The 15,345-nt window shown below is 39.1% G+C and carries 14 protein-coding genes, 1 tRNA gene and 1 pseudogene; 11 read left to right on the top strand and 5 right to left on the bottom strand.

The window, feature by feature from the left end; all coding sequences use genetic code 11:
* The first annotated feature begins 172 nt into the window (after nucleotides 1–172).
* Nucleotides 173–2,800: a Lon protease family protein gene (locus tag CDG59_RS04945; protein ID WP_087543961.1), complete on the top strand. Its 2,628-nt coding sequence runs from the start codon at nucleotides 173–175 to the stop codon at nucleotides 2,798–2,800.
* Nucleotides 2,801–2,840: 40 nt separating this feature from the next.
* Here the strand turns inward: CDG59_RS04945 and CDG59_RS04940 are convergent, their stop codons facing one another.
* From CDG59_RS04940 to surE, 3 genes are all read right to left on the bottom strand, one after another.
* Nucleotides 2,841–3,770, bottom strand: coding sequence for a LysR family transcriptional regulator (locus CDG59_RS04940; RefSeq protein ID WP_087537405.1), 930 nt, complete (start codon nucleotides 3,768–3,770; stop codon nucleotides 2,841–2,843).
* A 131-nt stretch (nucleotides 3,771–3,901) separates the two neighbouring features.
* Entirely contained in the window at nucleotides 3,902–4,732 is an 831-nt protein-coding gene (locus CDG59_RS04935) for a peptidoglycan DD-metalloendopeptidase family protein (RefSeq protein ID WP_087543959.1), read from the bottom strand.
* Nucleotides 4,733–4,843: 111 nt separating this feature from the next.
* Nucleotides 4,844–5,614, bottom strand: coding sequence for a 5'/3'-nucleotidase SurE (gene surE / locus CDG59_RS04930; RefSeq protein ID WP_087543957.1), 771 nt, complete (start codon nucleotides 5,612–5,614; stop codon nucleotides 4,844–4,846).
* Between the two features lie 103 nt (nucleotides 5,615–5,717).
* Between surE and CDG59_RS04925 the strand changes: the two genes are divergently transcribed.
* From CDG59_RS04925 to purB, 9 genes are all read left to right on the top strand, one after another.
* Nucleotides 5,718–6,092, top strand: a complete 375-nt coding sequence (locus CDG59_RS04925) for an MCR_0457 family protein (protein WP_005159321.1) — start codon at nucleotides 5,718–5,720, stop codon at nucleotides 6,090–6,092.
* 147 nt (nucleotides 6,093–6,239) lie between these two features.
* Nucleotides 6,240–6,641: an MCR_0457 family protein gene (locus tag CDG59_RS04920; RefSeq protein WP_005159320.1), complete on the top strand. Its 402-nt coding sequence runs from the start codon at nucleotides 6,240–6,242 to the stop codon at nucleotides 6,639–6,641.
* Between the two features lie 113 nt (nucleotides 6,642–6,754).
* Nucleotides 6,755–7,903 (top strand): D-alanyl-D-alanine carboxypeptidase PBP5/6, encoded by a 1,149-nt coding sequence (gene dacC, locus CDG59_RS04915; protein ID WP_087543955.1) that lies wholly within the window; start codon nucleotides 6,755–6,757, stop codon nucleotides 7,901–7,903.
* A 91-nt stretch (nucleotides 7,904–7,994) separates the two neighbouring features.
* Entirely contained in the window at nucleotides 7,995–8,540 is a 546-nt protein-coding gene (locus CDG59_RS04910) for a gamma carbonic anhydrase family protein (protein ID WP_087543953.1), read from the top strand.
* 39 nt (nucleotides 8,541–8,579) lie between these two features.
* Entirely contained in the window at nucleotides 8,580–9,323 is a 744-nt protein-coding gene (locus tag CDG59_RS04905) for a DUF4145 domain-containing protein (RefSeq protein ID WP_087543951.1), read from the top strand.
* Nucleotides 9,324–9,384: 61 nt separating this feature from the next.
* The gene (locus CDG59_RS04900) at nucleotides 9,385–9,873 is read left to right on the top strand and encodes an NUDIX hydrolase (RefSeq protein WP_087543949.1); all 489 of its coding nucleotides are present in this window, start codon (nucleotides 9,385–9,387) and stop codon (nucleotides 9,871–9,873) included.
* A gap of 4 nt (nucleotides 9,874–9,877) precedes the next feature.
* Nucleotides 9,878–11,011 carry a tRNA 2-thiouridine(34) synthase MnmA gene (mnmA, locus tag CDG59_RS04895; RefSeq protein WP_087543948.1) on the top strand — a complete coding sequence of 378 codons (1,134 nt, stop codon included), beginning with the start codon at nucleotides 9,878–9,880 and terminating at the stop codon, nucleotides 11,009–11,011.
* 18 nt (nucleotides 11,012–11,029) lie between these two features.
* Entirely contained in the window at nucleotides 11,030–11,761 is a 732-nt protein-coding gene (hflD, locus tag CDG59_RS04890; RefSeq protein ID WP_087543946.1) for a high frequency lysogenization protein HflD, read from the top strand.
* A 103-nt stretch (nucleotides 11,762–11,864) separates the two neighbouring features.
* Nucleotides 11,865–13,253, top strand: a complete 1,389-nt coding sequence (purB, locus tag CDG59_RS04885) for an adenylosuccinate lyase (protein ID WP_087543945.1) — start codon at nucleotides 11,865–11,867, stop codon at nucleotides 13,251–13,253.
* Nucleotides 13,254–13,330: 77 nt separating this feature from the next.
* On the opposite strand, the pseudogene CDG59_RS04880 reads toward purB, so the two are convergent.
* A pseudogene (locus tag CDG59_RS04880) lies at nucleotides 13,331–14,555 on the bottom strand (IS256 family transposase).
* Between the two features lie 61 nt (nucleotides 14,556–14,616).
* Between CDG59_RS04880 and CDG59_RS04875 the strand changes: the two are divergent.
* Complete coding sequence (locus tag CDG59_RS04875) at nucleotides 14,617–15,000, top strand: transposase (protein ID WP_143225213.1); 384 nt, start codon at nucleotides 14,617–14,619, stop codon at nucleotides 14,998–15,000.
* Nucleotides 15,001–15,269: 269 nt separating this feature from the next.
* Here CDG59_RS04875 and CDG59_RS04870 read toward each other — a convergent pair.
* Nucleotides 15,270–15,343: transfer RNA gene (locus tag CDG59_RS04870), tRNA-Trp, on the bottom strand.
* Between the last annotated feature and the right edge of the window lie 2 nt (nucleotides 15,344–15,345).

Below are 15,345 nucleotides of genomic sequence, written 5' to 3'. Positions count from 1 at the left end.
CATGAACATGCGTGAATATGCCTATTCAATCGTTTCTTGCTCTTGCTTGCAAGTTGCTTTATGCAACCATTGTTTTGTTTTGTCGATAAAAAACACAAGTTCGCTTGATCTTTAGACCTAAAACTGTATACCTTTAATTACTTAACTTTCGTTTCTTTGTTGGATAGCAATAGTGACCCAAAAACTTGATCAAATGACTGCAACAACTTTATCTTCAACACCAACAAACACGACTACAGCGAAAATCAATTCTTTACCAAGCGCCTTTGAGCAGACGGATATTCAAACGACACTTAAGAAAACAGCACTTAGCCCTGAACAACTCACGCATATTCTAAATTTAGCTGAGATTCCGAGTTCAACTAAACGTATCAAACCCCTCAATAACTTTCTTGGGCAAGATCGTGCACGTGCTTCAGTAGAAGCTGGTATTTCCTTACCATACTCTGGCTATAATATTTTTGCAGTTGGCACAGCGGGTCTTGGCAAACGCACCATGATTAAACGGTTGCTTCAGCAACACGCTAAAACCATGCCTACGCCAAACGATTGGGTTTATGTCAATAACTTCAAAAATCCAAGACAACCCATTGCACTACGCTTTCCTGCAGGACAAGGTACAAAATTTCAAAATGCTTTGCAGCAAACATGGCAAATTATTCTAAAACAATTGGAACGCCGTTTTAGTGCTGAAAGCTATCACAATCGTATTGAACGCATTCGTCAAGATACAGGTGATGTCCAGCAGCAAGCTTTAATAGAACTCACTAAAGAAGGACAAGAACTCGATTTAAAGTTGATTTCTCGTGATGACAAACACGTCTTTATTCCAATGCAGCTCATAGAAAATGAATATCAAGAATTAACAAAAAATGATCTTGATGCGTTAAGCAGCAAAGAACGTGCTGAAATCACATCCAATATGCGTTATATGGAGAAAAAACTAGAGCGTTTAGGGTTACATCTTGGTGATTTAGAAGACGATGCTCGTGATCAAGTATCAATTTTAAACCGTGAAATTGCCACTCAAGTGGTTACACCACGTATGGAGTCAATTTTAAATAAAAACAAAGAAGTCAAAGGTCTCGACTTATATCTGAAACATTATGCTGAAGATATTATTGATAATGTTGAGCTGATTTTAGAACAAGAAGAAGATGATTTTACGCCTGCTTTATTTAATCGTGTTCCATCACGTTATCAAGCTAATGTAATTATTGCCAATAAGCCAAATAGTGGTGCTCCAGTTATTTTCGAAGATTTTCCAACTCACTACAATTTATTGGGTCATGTGGAGCAACTCACTCACAATGGTACGATCACGACCGATTTCACCCTGATTCGTCCAGGTTCACTGCATCGGGCCAATGGTGGCTTTTTAATGCTTGAAGCAGAGCAATTGCTTGAACAACCTTATGCATGGCAAGGTTTAAAACGTGCATTGAAATCAGGCCAACTCAAACTTTCTTCGTTAGAACATATGCTAACATTAACGGGCAGCATTTCGATTGAACCCGCTTCTGTTCCTTTAGATATCAAAGTTGTTTTACTGGCAGAACCTGAAATTTACTATGAAATTTTAGAGGTTGAACCAGAATTAGGCAGTGTCTTTAAAATTCGAGCAGATTTTACGGATACCTTGCAGCGTAATAACAGCAATGAACAGGCCTACATGCAATTGATTGCAGACTATGTTCAAGCCGATAAATTGCTTCCATTTGATCGTTCAGCGCTCGCTGCTTTACTCACCGACTCTAGTCGTCAAGCAGAAGATCAAAGCTCTCTCTCACTACATGCCTCTACACTCGGTGATTTAATTCGTGAAGCACATCATCATGCCTTTAAAGCTGATGACAAAATAGTCACAGATCAGCATGTCAACCAAGCATTACATCATCGTCAATATCGCTTAGGCTATTTAAGAGAGTTATATTGGCAAGATCTTTCGCGTGGGACACAATTGATTGAAACTTCAGGGCATCGTCTCGGTCAGATCAATGCCTTGTCTGTAATTCACTATGCAGATGTCGAATTTGGATTACCATCACGTCTAACAGCTTCTGTGTATCAAGGCGGCGGTGATATTTTAGATATTGAACGCAGTGTCGAGTTAGGCGGCTCGCTTCATGCCAAAGGCGTGTTGCTCATGTCAAGCTTCTTAAAAGCACACTTTGGTCGTGAACAAATCTTACATTTCTCCGCAGCATTGGCGTTTGAGCAAAGCTATGGACAAGTGGATGGCGATAGTGCCACTGTTGCAGAACTTTCAGCTTTAATTTCTGCCATTTCTCAAATTCCAATTGACCAATCATGGGCGATTACGGGTTCTATGAACCAACTTGGCCAAGTACAACCAATTGGTGGAGTGAATGCAAAAATCGAAGGTTTCTATGATGCATGTAAACTTCAAGGCTTAACAGGCAAACAAGGCGTCATTATTCCCCGTCAAAACATGCAACATTTGATGCTACGTCAAGATGTAATTGAAGCGGTTCAAGCAGGTCAGTTCCATGTCCATGCGATTGAAACAATTGATCAAGCCTTAGAAATTCTAATGGCTCGCCCAGTAGGTACATTAGATAAGAAAGGTCGATATAGTAAAAATTCAATCTATGCAGCCGTTATGGAACAACTTGAGTATTGGCAAGCCATTGAGGACGGCGAAGCTGTTGAAGATGATGAACCTAAAAAAAAGAAAAAGCGAAAAAAGACCAAAAAAGATGAAACTGAGACAAAATCTTCAGAAGAATCTACTGTTGAAGCTAAAAGCTTAAAATCACTTCGTAAGAAGAATAGATAAAATGAAAAGGCCATGTTTTTAAACAAACATGGCCTTTTTCTTAGGCTACACCCAGTAGAGATCGTCCACCAGGTAATTGAGAGAAATATTGTTTTAATGCATCAATACAACGATGTACTTTCATTGGGTATTGTTCACGCTTGGAAGTTAAAGCATGAAGCGTATAAGCAGGAAGTTGCCAATCAGGTAGAACTTCAACCAAAGAACCATTAATCAGTTCTTTTTGAATGTCCATATAGAGAATACGTGCAATACCATGCCCCTGCTGGCACAAGGATTTAGCAACAAAAACATTGTTTGTGCCTAAGCGTGTTTTCATATCAACATTGACAATTTCACCACTCAAACCATGACGGAAGGCAAAATGTTGATAATTTTGCATCAATGTAACAGGTAATAATTCGTGATTTCGTAAATCTTCTGGGCGAGTAATAGTTGATGCTTGATTGAGATAACTTGGCGATGCAACAAGAACCTGATCAACTCTCGCTAAAGGTACTGCGGTGAGCTGATGATCATCAACACGCAGGCTCATCCGTATTGCGATATCAATCCGCTCTTCAATCAAATCAATATAACGGTGGTCTGCTTCAAAATGAATCGCTAGACCTTTATGTGCTGACATCCAATGAGATAGTGCTGGAATGACATGCAAGGCACCTAATTCAGGTGTCGTCGCAATACGTAAATCTCCAACAAGATCGTCGCGCAGTTCATTGATACGAATTTTGCCACGTTCAGCGGCAGCCAACATTTCTTGGCAACTGAGAAAAAATGCTTGTCCTGCTTCTGTAAGACTGAGTTTTCGAGTAGAACGATGAAGTAAAGTGACATCCATTTCATGTTCTAAAGAACGAATTTGTTGACTGACTGCACTTGTTGTAATTCCTAATTCTCGTGCTGCACCACTAAAAGAACTTTTTTCAACAACGCAAGCAAAGACCCCCATTGCACGCAATTGATCTAGCATAGACTTCTCTCTTAATTTATTAAAATATGCTTATTGTTCTAATTAAAGCAATCTCAATAAGTATACAAGGAAGTCTACCCTTAAACTAGCGATTATTAATAATTTATTAAAAGATTATTAATTCGGCTATTTTAGTTTGGTAAAACTGTCATTGGATTTACAGGCTTGCCATCTAAACGAACTTGGAACTCAAGCATGATACGTGAAGCACCTGAAGAACCCATTTCTGCAATTTTTTGACCAGCAGTCACATTATCCCCACTCTTGACTAACATCTTACTGTTATGCGCGTACGCCGTAATATAACCATCAATATGCTTAATCAAGACTAGATTGCCATATTCTTTTAAACCATCAGCAGCATAGACCACTTGCCCATTTGCAGCAGCAAAAATTGGATCACCTTCATTACCACCGTAACGTGTTCCTTTGACGTTATTTGCCAAATTGAAACTTTGAATGATCGCTCCATTTGATGGTTTTACCCAACGTAAACTCGAAGCAAGCGTCGTTGAAGATGGTGTAACAGGATTTGCTGGAACAACAGCTTTGGGTATAACAGGCTGTGTCTTAGGAACAACAGGTTGTTGTGTTGGCAAGTTAATCGTTTGACGTTGAATCGGCGCGGTTTGTACCACTGCTTGTGTAGATGTAGTTCGTTCTGCAACAGAACCTTTTAAACGTAATGATTGGTTGACATAAATACGATAAGGCGGCGCAATATCATTCAGCGCAGCAACATCTAAATAATTCAATCCATAACGATTTGCAATTGCACTCAGCGTATCGCCTGAACGTACTGTGTAATAATTGGGTGCTTGCTGTACATAACGATTACCACCTTTTGCTTGTGGTTTTGATGCACAACCTGTAACGACGACAATGCTTGTTACTGCCATAGACAACACGATTGTTTTAATCATTTTTCGTGATAGAAAAATCGAGACATGGTTTAAATGCATCTTCGCCCTCATCGAAAAAAACCTTAATTTATTTGCGCCTAAGAGTACCAAAAAAGTGAGAAAAAACGAGTTCTCACTTTCTATATTCACAAAGTTATAACATAGCCACTGCTAACCATTTACATGAAGATGTAAATTATCGAGTACAGCATAATTAGTTGCATCCATTTGAATCGGCGTAATACTGACATAACCATTCGCGACAGCAAAGAAATCAGACTGAATATGACTTGAAGCGGATTGAGGTTCTGTAACTGCCTCACCGGCTAAACCAATCCAATAGACTTGGCGACCACGTGGATCGACATGGCTACTAATTGGTTTGGATTGTGCTCTACGACCTTGATAGGTGATTTGTGCCCCTTTAATTTGCTCAACATCTGGGATATTAATATTAAAAATATGACGGGGCGGCAAAATTGGTAGTCCATTCGCAATAAAATCATGAACCCATTGTGCAGCTTTCGCATAATGCTCAGGATGTTCATAGGAACGTACATTTGAACCTGCTAATGAAACTGCGATTGCAGGATGTTTCATTAGGCGACCTTCAAATGCAGCACCAACCGTACCTGAATATAGAACATCATCGCCGAGGTTTGCGCCACTATTAATACCACTGACAACAAGATCAAATTCAAAATCGAATAGACCATTCATTGATAAATAAACACAATCTGCGGGCGTTCCATTCACAGCCCAAACATCCTCTGCAATTGGGATCGGTCGTAAAGGACGATCTAAAGTTAAAGCACTTGAGTAACCGCTACGCTCACTTTCAGGTGCAACCACGACGACGCGTCCTAAAGGCTTTAACGCTTGTGCTAGAGCCTGTAAGCCTGGTGCAAAAACACCATCATCATTTGCTATTAAAATATTCACTTTGATCTTGTCTCTTCAAATGTTACTACGTAGTTTTTTCAATTGAATTATTCACTGAATTATATATATTTGTAACTTCATAGTATTAGAAATTTATGCCGCCATGAGACATTTATCTACTTTTATCCGTGTTTTAGGGGTAAGTTTTTCACTTCTAACAGCACCCGCAATTTTTGCAAACACAACGGTTTCAACTAAAGAAGCAGACGCACTCATCAAAGATGATATTGCCAATGCGCAAGTCCTCATTGAAATGTGCCCAAGCATAATTGGAAAAAATGCTAAATTTGACGAAAACATCAAAAAGATGGTGGGTTCTTATTTAAGCACCTATTCTGATAAGTCAGCTTCCCTTGAGAGTCTACAAAAAGATGGAGAATTCCAATCTTTATTGAAAGATGCTCGTGAAGCAGCGAAAGAAGTTGAAAAAGCTGAACAAAAGTCAGTATGTGAAGATGTATTAAATTTTGAAGGCTAATATGCCATTAAAATTTGGAAGCGTTTTCAAATTTAAGATTTGAAAACGCTTCCGTTTAATTTCCTACAGCAAACATACAATCTACTGATATTTTTATGCTATAAGCTATTCAAATTCTTTAAGTCTTGTTTCTGAGTTTGAGTTCTTATGAAGAAAAATGTTTTCAAAACACTAGGTTTATCATTTCTCATTACATCTAGTCTTTTCACAACAACTGTATTTGCCGCAGAAAAAAAATCTGAACCTGAAAAAATTGAAGTTACACCAACATCTGAAGGCGTGACTCCTCAAGAACTTGCTGCAATTTATGTATTGTCAGAAATCTGCCCAGATTTAATTGGCAAAGATCTAAAATTTAATAAAGCATATGACAACCTCGTCAAATCATACTTATCAAATGAACCAAATGCTGTAGACATCCTCAATAAACGTGCTAAAACCAAAGAGTTCCAAGCTCCTCTTGCTGAAGCGCGTAAAGATGCGAAGGCTGCATCTGAAGATGATAATCGTCAAATTTGCGATGATGTTCGGAATTATTATTCTAAGTAACTGATTAGTTACAATACTGCATGAAAAAGCCGACTTCTACCGTAGAAGTCGGCTTTGCTTTGTCCTAAAATGCTAGGCTCATCTGCTTCACACAAGATATTGGAACACCTAGAATGACTCAAAAAAGCGCTCTTGCTGCATTATTACTTTTGCCAAGCCTTTCATATGCAGCGACTGTCCTACCGTCTCCACCAGAATTAAATAATAAATCCTATGTATTAATGGATTACGAGACAGGACAAATCCTTGCTGCAAAAAACGAAAATGAAAAACTCGCACCCGCTTCTATGACCAAAATGATGACAAGCTACATCATAGAACAAAAACTTTTAAAGGGTGAATTAACAGACAACGAACAAGTCCGTATGAATGAATCAGCATGGTGTCGTGGTACCAGTGCTGAATCATGTATGTATGTACCATTAAATGGTACAGCAACTGTCCTAGAAATGTTACGTGGCATTATTATTCAATCAGGCAATGATGCATCTAAAGCAATGGCCGAACACATTGCGGGCAACGAAGGTACATTTGCCCATATGATGAACCAGGAAGCCAAACGGATTGGCATGGTGAACACCCATTTCATCAACTCAACAGGGATGCCTGCTGAAGGTCATTACTCAACAGCAAAAGATATGGCTGTACTAGCACAACACATTATCAAAGATAGCTCTAAATACTACCCGATCTATTCGGAAAAAGAATTTACATTTAATGGTATTAAGCAAGGCAACCGTAATGCATTGCTTTATACCGACCCAAGCGTTGACGGTTTGAAAACGGGTCATACGGATGAAGCGGGTTATTGCCTAACCACTTCAAGTAAACGTGGACCAATGCGTTTGATCTCAGTGATCTTTGGCACACCAAGCATGAACGAACGTGCTGGACAGACTCGGACATTATTAGCATGGGGCTTTGCAAACTTCGAGACTGCAAATGTACAACCTGCTAACCAAGTGCTTGCTAAAGCAAAAGTATGGTTTGGTAAAGAAGATAATGTTCAAATTGGTCTTGCTGAAAACTTCAACGTAACCATGCCTAAAGGTCAAGCGGACAAAATCAAAACTCAACTTGTAGTTCAACCTAAACTCAATGCGCCTTTAGCCAAAGGTCAAGTTGTGGGTAAATTAGTTGCCAGCCTTGATGGTAAAGTGATTGCAGAGAAACCACTTGTTGCATTAAAACCTGTTGAAGAAGCAAGCTTCTTTGCTCGTCTAATTGACCATATCAAGATGTTCTTTAGTAACTTATTCTAATTTTAGAATTGCTGATATTAAGCATTCATGCTCTTGGGCATGAATGCTTTTTTATTTTATAATTCATCTATATTTTATATTGATCATACTCATGGCTAAGAATATTCGTCCCTATCTCGATCAAAAACCTGATGTTGATTCAAGCTGTTATGTGGATGACATGTCTGTCATCATCGGTGATGTCAAATTAGCAGAGAATGTTTCTGTTTGGCCCTTTGCCGTAATCCGTGGTGATGTCAATTCAATTCAGATTGGCAAAAATAGTAATGTACAAGACCACTGTATGTTGCATGTCAGTCATAAAAACCAAGCTAAACCAAATGGTTCGCCTCTCATCATTGGCGAAGATGTGACGGTTGGACATCATGTGACTTTACATGGTTGTACCATAGGTAATCGTGTCCTGATCGGGATTAATACCGTTGTTTTAGATGACGTGATTATTGAAGATGATGTAATGATTGGAGCAGGTAGCCTTGTGCCACCACGTAAAGTGTTAAAAAGCGGTTATCTCTATGTCGGTAGTCCAGTACAACAAGTTCGTGCACTGACTGAAAAAGAAATGGAGTTCCTTCCTTATTCAGCACGTCATTATGTGAAAGTGAAAGATAATTATTTAAACTCAGCAACGTCATAATTATAAAACATTATTATATTATAAAAATCGGAGACATGTATGGATCACACACCTAAGCTTGGTAAAAGCAATTTTCAATGTCCCCATTGTAAGGTTGTTTCTCAACAGGATTGGTTTAATAAGCGCAACGCAACCACTATAGTAGAAAGTATAGTAAATGATACTTTTTTAAACTATAGATCTAGTATTAGGGATTTTCACCAAGATGCTATTGTCAAATTTCTAAATATTTTTTATCAAGAAAATGAGAAACAATTAACTAATTTCATCCCATTCCAATTTTCACTGTCTACGTGTTTGACGTGTTCAGATATCTCTCTTTGGGTAGGAGAAAAACTAGTTTACCCCAAGCAAGTCGCCATCGAACCACCTAATCAAGATATGAGCGAAGAAATTCAAAACCTATATAACGAGGCTTCATCAATTGCTATGGAATCACCTAAAGGAGCAACTGCGCTTTTAAGATTAGCATTACAGCTTTTATTAAAACAACTTGGAAAATCAGGAAAAAATATTAATAATGATATAAAAGAGTTGGTTTCTGAGGGTTTAAGTCCAAAAATCCAACAAGCATTAGATTTATTAAGGGTAGTAGGAAACAATGCAGTTCATCCAGGTCAAATTGACCTTAATGATGATAATGAAATAGCAATAAAACTTTTTCATATCCTAAACTTTATTGCAAATGAAATGATTACAAAACCGAAAGAGTTAGAGTTTCTATATTCCAGCATAATTCCTGCAGACACCAAACAACATATTAAAGATCGTGACGGGAAATAATAGGATAGCCACCACGTCTCAAATTTTGTAGAATACGTTTTTTAAAATCATGGTGCTTTCTATGACCGCTTGGACACCCCATGTCACAGTCGCTACTGTAGTCGAAAAAGACGGACGTTTTCTGTTTGTTGAAGAACACAGCGAAGGCTTTGTACATACCGTGTTTAATCAACCTGCGGGACATGTAGAATGCGATGAAACCATTATTCAAGCAGCGATTCGTGAGACCTTAGAAGAAACAGGTCATCATGTTGAAATTGATTATCTGCTTGGGATTTATACCTATACTCCACCGATGTTTCCAGATCGTACCTATTACCGTTTTTGCTTTTTAGCACATGTCACCTCAGTTGAAGAAAATGCGCAACTGGATACAGGTATTGTTGGTACAGTATGGATGAACTTAGATGAGCTACAAGAATCAGCACGTGCTAGAAGCCCATTGGTTGTAAAAGTAATTGAAGATGCCCTTGCTGGCAAAAAATATCCCTTATCGCTCATTTATGAGCACCCTTTCTCTCCCTCATTAACTTCTCATTTGGATGCTTAATTAGATGCAACAACGTGTCATCGTCGGTATGTCTGGTGGTGTAGACTCCTCTGTTTCTGCCGCATTATTACTTCAACAAGGATATCAAGTTGAAGGTCTTTTCATGAAAAACTGGGAGGAAGATGATGGTACGGAATACTGCACAGCACTTGAAGACTTAGCTGATGCGCAAGCCGTTGCAGATAAAATTGGTATCAAACTGCACACTGCGAACTTTGCCATGGAATATTGGGATCGCGTGTTTGAACACTTCTTGGCTGAATATGCTGCAGGTCGCACACCAAACCCAGATATCTTGTGTAATAAAGAAATTAAATTCCGTGCCTTCCTCGATCATTCCATGACTTTGGGTGCAGACTTCATTGCAACAGGTCACTATGCACGTCGTGGTGCAAGCATGCAAAACTCGCGTGGCGAAACATATGCCCCATTACTGCGTGGTGTCGATAATAATAAAGACCAGACTTATTTCTTACATGCGGTACATGGTCGTGAAATTAACAAGACCCTATTCCCTGTGGGCGAAATTGAGAAACCCGAAGTTCGTCGCATTGCAGAAGAGTTAGATCTGGCAACTGCCAAGAAAAAAGACTCGACGGGTATCTGCTTTATTGGTGAACGTCGTTTCACCGATTTCTTAAAACAATATTTACCTGCACAAGCTGGAAAAATTGTTTTAGAGTCAGGTAAAGAAGTTGGTGAACATCATGGCTTGATGTACTATACGCTCGGTCAACGCGGTGGTATTGGTATCGGTGGTATGAAAGGTGTACAAGAAGGTGCATGGTTCGTACTCCATAAAGATATTGCCAATAATCGCTTGGTGATCGGTCAAGGACATGAGCACCCACTCATGCAAAGCACACAGCTTTGGAGTGAGTCGATTGATTGGGTCGCAGGTGAACAGGACATCCCAAGTACAGGATTCCGATGCACGGCAAAAACCCGTTATCGCCAGCCTGATCAAGCGTGTACAATTTATCGTGATGAGCAAACCGAAAATGGTATTCGAGTTGAGTTTGATGAACCACAAAGAGCTGTAACTCCTGGACAAAGCGTGGTGTTCTACTCCGGAGAAGTGTGCTTAGGTGGTGGTGTGATTCACCATACCAATGCACCTGAACCAGATTTTATTTAAGGAAATTGGAAGCGAAGCATGGTGGAGTTACCCTTTCAGCACGCCCAAGCGTTGAATGTTCGACAAAACCGTGCTTTGGCATTGGCCGCGGTGTTTCAGGCAACCCAGCTCACGCATATGACTGCAATGGCGGGTCAGCAAAGTATTGGAGATAGTGGTAATTTTTATTTTGAACTACTGATCAAAGCAAGTTTAAATATTCGCCCAGCGACCAACAATGCGACTCAAACTTTAGATTTCTTTAATCAACTGGCGGATATTTCACTAGGTTTAAAAACATTAGAAGGTTGTATTACTCAGCCATTTAATACTGCACCAAAATCCAGAGTCCCTAAACTTTCGACAGCTAAACTTCCCATGTCCTATGCTATGGCATTATTGCAGTTGGAAAAGAAAGTTTATAGCAATCCTGAATACGTCAAAATTATCGAAACGGCTCAACAAAAAATCCTAAAACAGTTGTCTTTTTTCGATAATAACTATTTGCACCCAAGTATTATTGCCAATTTAGCTCAGACCTATGTTGAAACTGCTGGGCAAATTAATCCACGTATCCTTGTCCGTGGTAACGCTGAAGCTTTTAAAGATATGAATCATACAAATCGAATCCGTGCTTGCCTCTTTACAGGTCTACAACTTGCGCATTTATGGCGACAACTGGGCGGTAGCTCATGGAGTATGATCTTTAGTAAACGTAAGCTTTTACAAGATATTCAAGCTCTTGCTCGTTTGCAGTATCAGGTCGTTTAAACCGATGCTAGAGCAAATTTTTTATACCGTTTTACAACCTCTATAAATCTCTCTTGAGGAATAAATAAAGTTCTGCAAGAGAGACAAACTTTAAGGAATCTGTATGAATGCTTTAACCGCACTCTCACCACTTGATGGACGTTATGCAAGCAAATGCGATGCGCTACGCCCTTTTTTGTCTGAGTTTGGTTTAATCCACGCTCGTGTCACTGTTGAAGTGCGTTGGTTACAAGCACTTGCAAATCGTGCAGAAATCATCGAAGTACCTGCATTTTCTGCTGAAACGAATGCTGCTTTAGATGCGATTGTGACGAATTTTTCTGAAGAAGATGCAAACCGCATTAAAGAAATTGAACGTACAACTAACCATGATGTAAAAGCAGTTGAATATTTCCTTAAAGAAAAAATTGCCAATATTGATGAATTAAAAAATGCGGGCGAATTCATTCATTTTGCATGTACATCTGAAGACATCAACAACTTGTCTCATGCATTAATGCTTAAAAATGGTCGTGAAGTTTTAGTTTCAAGCATGAAGCAAATTCTGAACGCGATTTCTGCTTTGGCAATCACACATGCTGAACAGCCAATGTTATCTCGTACTCATGGTCAAACTGCTAGCCCAACAACTTTGGGTAAAGAAATGGCGAACGTTGCTTATCGTTTAGCGCGCCAAATCAAGCAATTTGAAAATGTTGAATTATTGGGCAAAATCAATGGTGCAGTAGGTAACTACAATGCTCACCTTTCTGCTTATCCAGAAATTGATTGGGCTGCACATGCACAAGCATTTGTTGAATCTTTAGGTCTAAGTTTCAACCCATATACCACTCAAATCGAGCCACATGATTACATGGCTGAATTGTTTGATGCACTCCGTCGTTATAACACGATCTTGATCGACTTTAACCGTGATGTTTGGGGCTATATCTCACTGGGTTACTTCAAGCAAAAATTAAAAGACGGTGAAGTTGGTTCATCAACTATGCCTCATAAAGTAAACCCAATTGACTTCGAAAATTCTGAAGGTAACTTAGGTATCGCAAATGCGGTATTGGGTCATCTTGGTGAAAAACTTCCTGTTTCTCGCTGGCAGCGTGATTTAACTGACTCAACTGTTCTTCGTAACATGGGTGTTGGTTTTGCACAAAGCTTGATTGCTTTTGATGCTTGCTTAAAAGGTATTGGTAAACTTGAACTCAACGCGAACCGTTTAAATGAAGATTTAGACCAAGCACAAGAAGTTCTTGCAGAGCCAATCCAAACCGTTATGCGTCGTTATAATGTTGAAAAACCTTACGAAAAATTAAAAGCATTGACTCGTGGTCAAGCAATGACACGTGAGATGATGGTGAACTTCGTAAATGGTGATGAACTTGCACAAGTTCCAGCAGATGAACGTGCGCGTTTAGCTGAATTAACACCTGCAACTTACACAGGTAATGCAGCTGAACAAGCGAAACAAATTAATGATCTAATTGGCAAAATCTAAATTTTGTTGATTAAAAAAGCAAAGCCTCGGCTTTGCTTTTTTTATGAGCCTGTAAATAATTCTGTGTAAATGCAGATTTAAAAATATCTCGTTACGCGCTCTACAAACATGATGCTAAAACGATTCATAGCAGCTTTCCAATTTTGGATAGGCATTGTCCATTTTTTGCTTGCTGCCATAATCGCTAAATATACCACTTTTCTCACTGAATCATCCGTTGGGAAGATTTTTCTTTTCTTCGTCACATGACGGATAACACTGTTCAGTGACTCAATTGCATTTGTCGTATAAATTGCTTTACGAACATCCATTGGGTAAGCAAAAAACGTGTTTAAATTCGACCAGTTGGATAACCATGACTTGCTGATTTGAGGGTATTTGTCATCCCACTTTTGCCCAAATTCATCTAAAGCCTGTAACGCTGCATCTTCCGTAACAGATTGATAAATCCTCTTTAAATCGGCAGTTACAGCCTTATAGTCTTTCCAACTCACATATTTGAGATTATTGCGTACCATGTGGATGATACACAACTGGATATGGGTATCAGGATAGACCGTATTAATCGCATCAGGAAAGCCTTTTAAGCCATCTACACAGGCAATCAGAATATCCTTTAAACCACGATTTTTAAGTTCGGTCAGGACAGATAACCAAAATTTAGCACCTTCGTTTTCTGACATCCACATGCCTAATAGGTCTTTCTATCCATCAGTATTGACGCCTAATGCGAGGTATACGGCCTTGTTTATAACTAAACTGTCCTGACGTACCTTAACGACGATACAATCCATATAATGAGCAGCACCTGCTGCGCAAGGGATATAGAGCATCTAAAGGGCGGTTTTGCCATTCGATTACTTGCTCTTTGACCACATCTGTAACTCTGGAAATGAGCATTGGTGATACATCTGCATCGTACATTTCTTTGAATGTGGCAACGATATCTCGTGTGGTCATTCCTTTGGCATATAGCGATAAAATTTGACTGTCCATTTGCGTGATACGAGTCTAGTTTTTCTTAATCAACTGTGGCTCAAATGTACCATCACGATCTCTAGGGGTATCGAGATCAAACTCACCATCATCAGTTAATAAACCCTTTGTGGTATAGCCACTACGTGCATTTTTGTTGATGCGAGAGCTATTTTTTTCATACCCTAAATGTTCAGTAAGCTCGGCATTAAGAACAGTCTCAACAGTGAGTTTTTTTAACGCTCGACTAAAATCATTGAGGTCAGCTTCAGTTTTTAGATTTTTGGCAAGCTCTTTTGCTAATGCCAACATTGCTTCATCTTTCATAATAAACACCTTAGTTAACCCCAACAGCGTCAGGGCTTAGTTTAAGCGTTTACACAGTTTTATTTACAGACTCGATAGCGTCCATTTACGCGGTTTTCCCAAAGGTCATTCATTACACTCTACCGAACGTACAGATTATATTGTGACGAATGCAACAACGACTCGTACTCTTGATGAGATCAAAACAATCTGTGCAGTTGGCTGGCGTATTGAGCAGGTGCATCGGGAGTTAAAACAAACGAAAGGTATAGAACGTTGCCAGTGTCGCAAGGGTCAAAGTCAACGAAATCATATAGCCTGTTGTATATTGGTGTGGCATCGTTTTATCGCCTTAGCGAGAAAATGGGAAACGACGATTTATCAGTTAAAGCAAGGCTTACTCAGTTATTATATGCGAGAACAACTCAGAAAGCCTGAGATTGTGATGCTATTTTCTGGGCTATAGTGCATTAATTTTTTACTTTTATGCGTAAGTCCTAAGCTGCTGCTACAGGGCAAAATTTACCACTCTTGGCAACTGCATTAGCAACACCATAATCGATCAATATATAAAATCACCAACTTAAGATTAGGAAACCTATGTGTTCCCTAGTCTTTTTATATAAGTCAAAACAGGCTATGTATGCTTTGAGCAAATATTTCTATACTTTTACTCAAACATCAAATTGAGAAAATAAAAAAGCCCTTGTAAATACAAGGGCTTTTTTATTTATTTGGCAGAGGATCAAGGACTCGAACCTTGACGAACGGTTTTGGAGACCGTCATGCTACCATTACACCAATCCTCTAT

The sequence above is a fragment of the Acinetobacter sp. WCHA29 genome (genome assembly GCF_002165335.1).
In the GTDB taxonomy this organism is placed as follows: Bacteria; Pseudomonadota; Gammaproteobacteria; order Pseudomonadales; family Moraxellaceae; genus Acinetobacter.
The sequence above is the reverse complement of the archived record's forward strand: the minus strand, read 5'-3'. Positions and strand labels throughout refer to the sequence as shown.

Excerpts from the sequence above, each read along its gene's own strand:
- CDG59_RS04940 (WP_087537405.1), bottom strand. The coding sequence starts at position 3,770 with ATGCTAGATCAATTGCGTGCAATGGGGGTCTTTGCTTGCGTTGTTGAA.
- CDG59_RS04935 (WP_087543959.1), bottom strand. The coding sequence starts at position 4,732 with ATGCATTTAAACCATGTCTCGATTTTTCTATCACGAAAAATGATTAAA.
- CDG59_RS04925 (WP_005159321.1), top strand. The coding sequence starts at position 5,718 with ATGAGACATTTATCTACTTTTATCCGTGTTTTAGGGGTAAGTTTTTCA.
- CDG59_RS04920 (WP_005159320.1), top strand. The coding sequence starts at position 6,240 with ATGAAGAAAAATGTTTTCAAAACACTAGGTTTATCATTTCTCATTACA.
- dacC (WP_087543955.1), top strand. The coding sequence starts at position 6,755 with ATGACTCAAAAAAGCGCTCTTGCTGCATTATTACTTTTGCCAAGCCTT.
- CDG59_RS04910 (WP_087543953.1), top strand. The coding sequence starts at position 7,995 with ATGGCTAAGAATATTCGTCCCTATCTCGATCAAAAACCTGATGTTGAT.
- CDG59_RS04905 (WP_087543951.1), top strand. The coding sequence starts at position 8,580 with ATGGATCACACACCTAAGCTTGGTAAAAGCAATTTTCAATGTCCCCAT.
- CDG59_RS04900 (WP_087543949.1), top strand. The coding sequence starts at position 9,385 with ATGACCGCTTGGACACCCCATGTCACAGTCGCTACTGTAGTCGAAAAA.
- mnmA (WP_087543948.1), top strand. The coding sequence starts at position 9,878 with ATGCAACAACGTGTCATCGTCGGTATGTCTGGTGGTGTAGACTCCTCT.
- hflD (WP_087543946.1), top strand. The coding sequence starts at position 11,030 with ATGGTGGAGTTACCCTTTCAGCACGCCCAAGCGTTGAATGTTCGACAA.
- purB (WP_087543945.1), top strand. The coding sequence starts at position 11,865 with ATGAATGCTTTAACCGCACTCTCACCACTTGATGGACGTTATGCAAGC.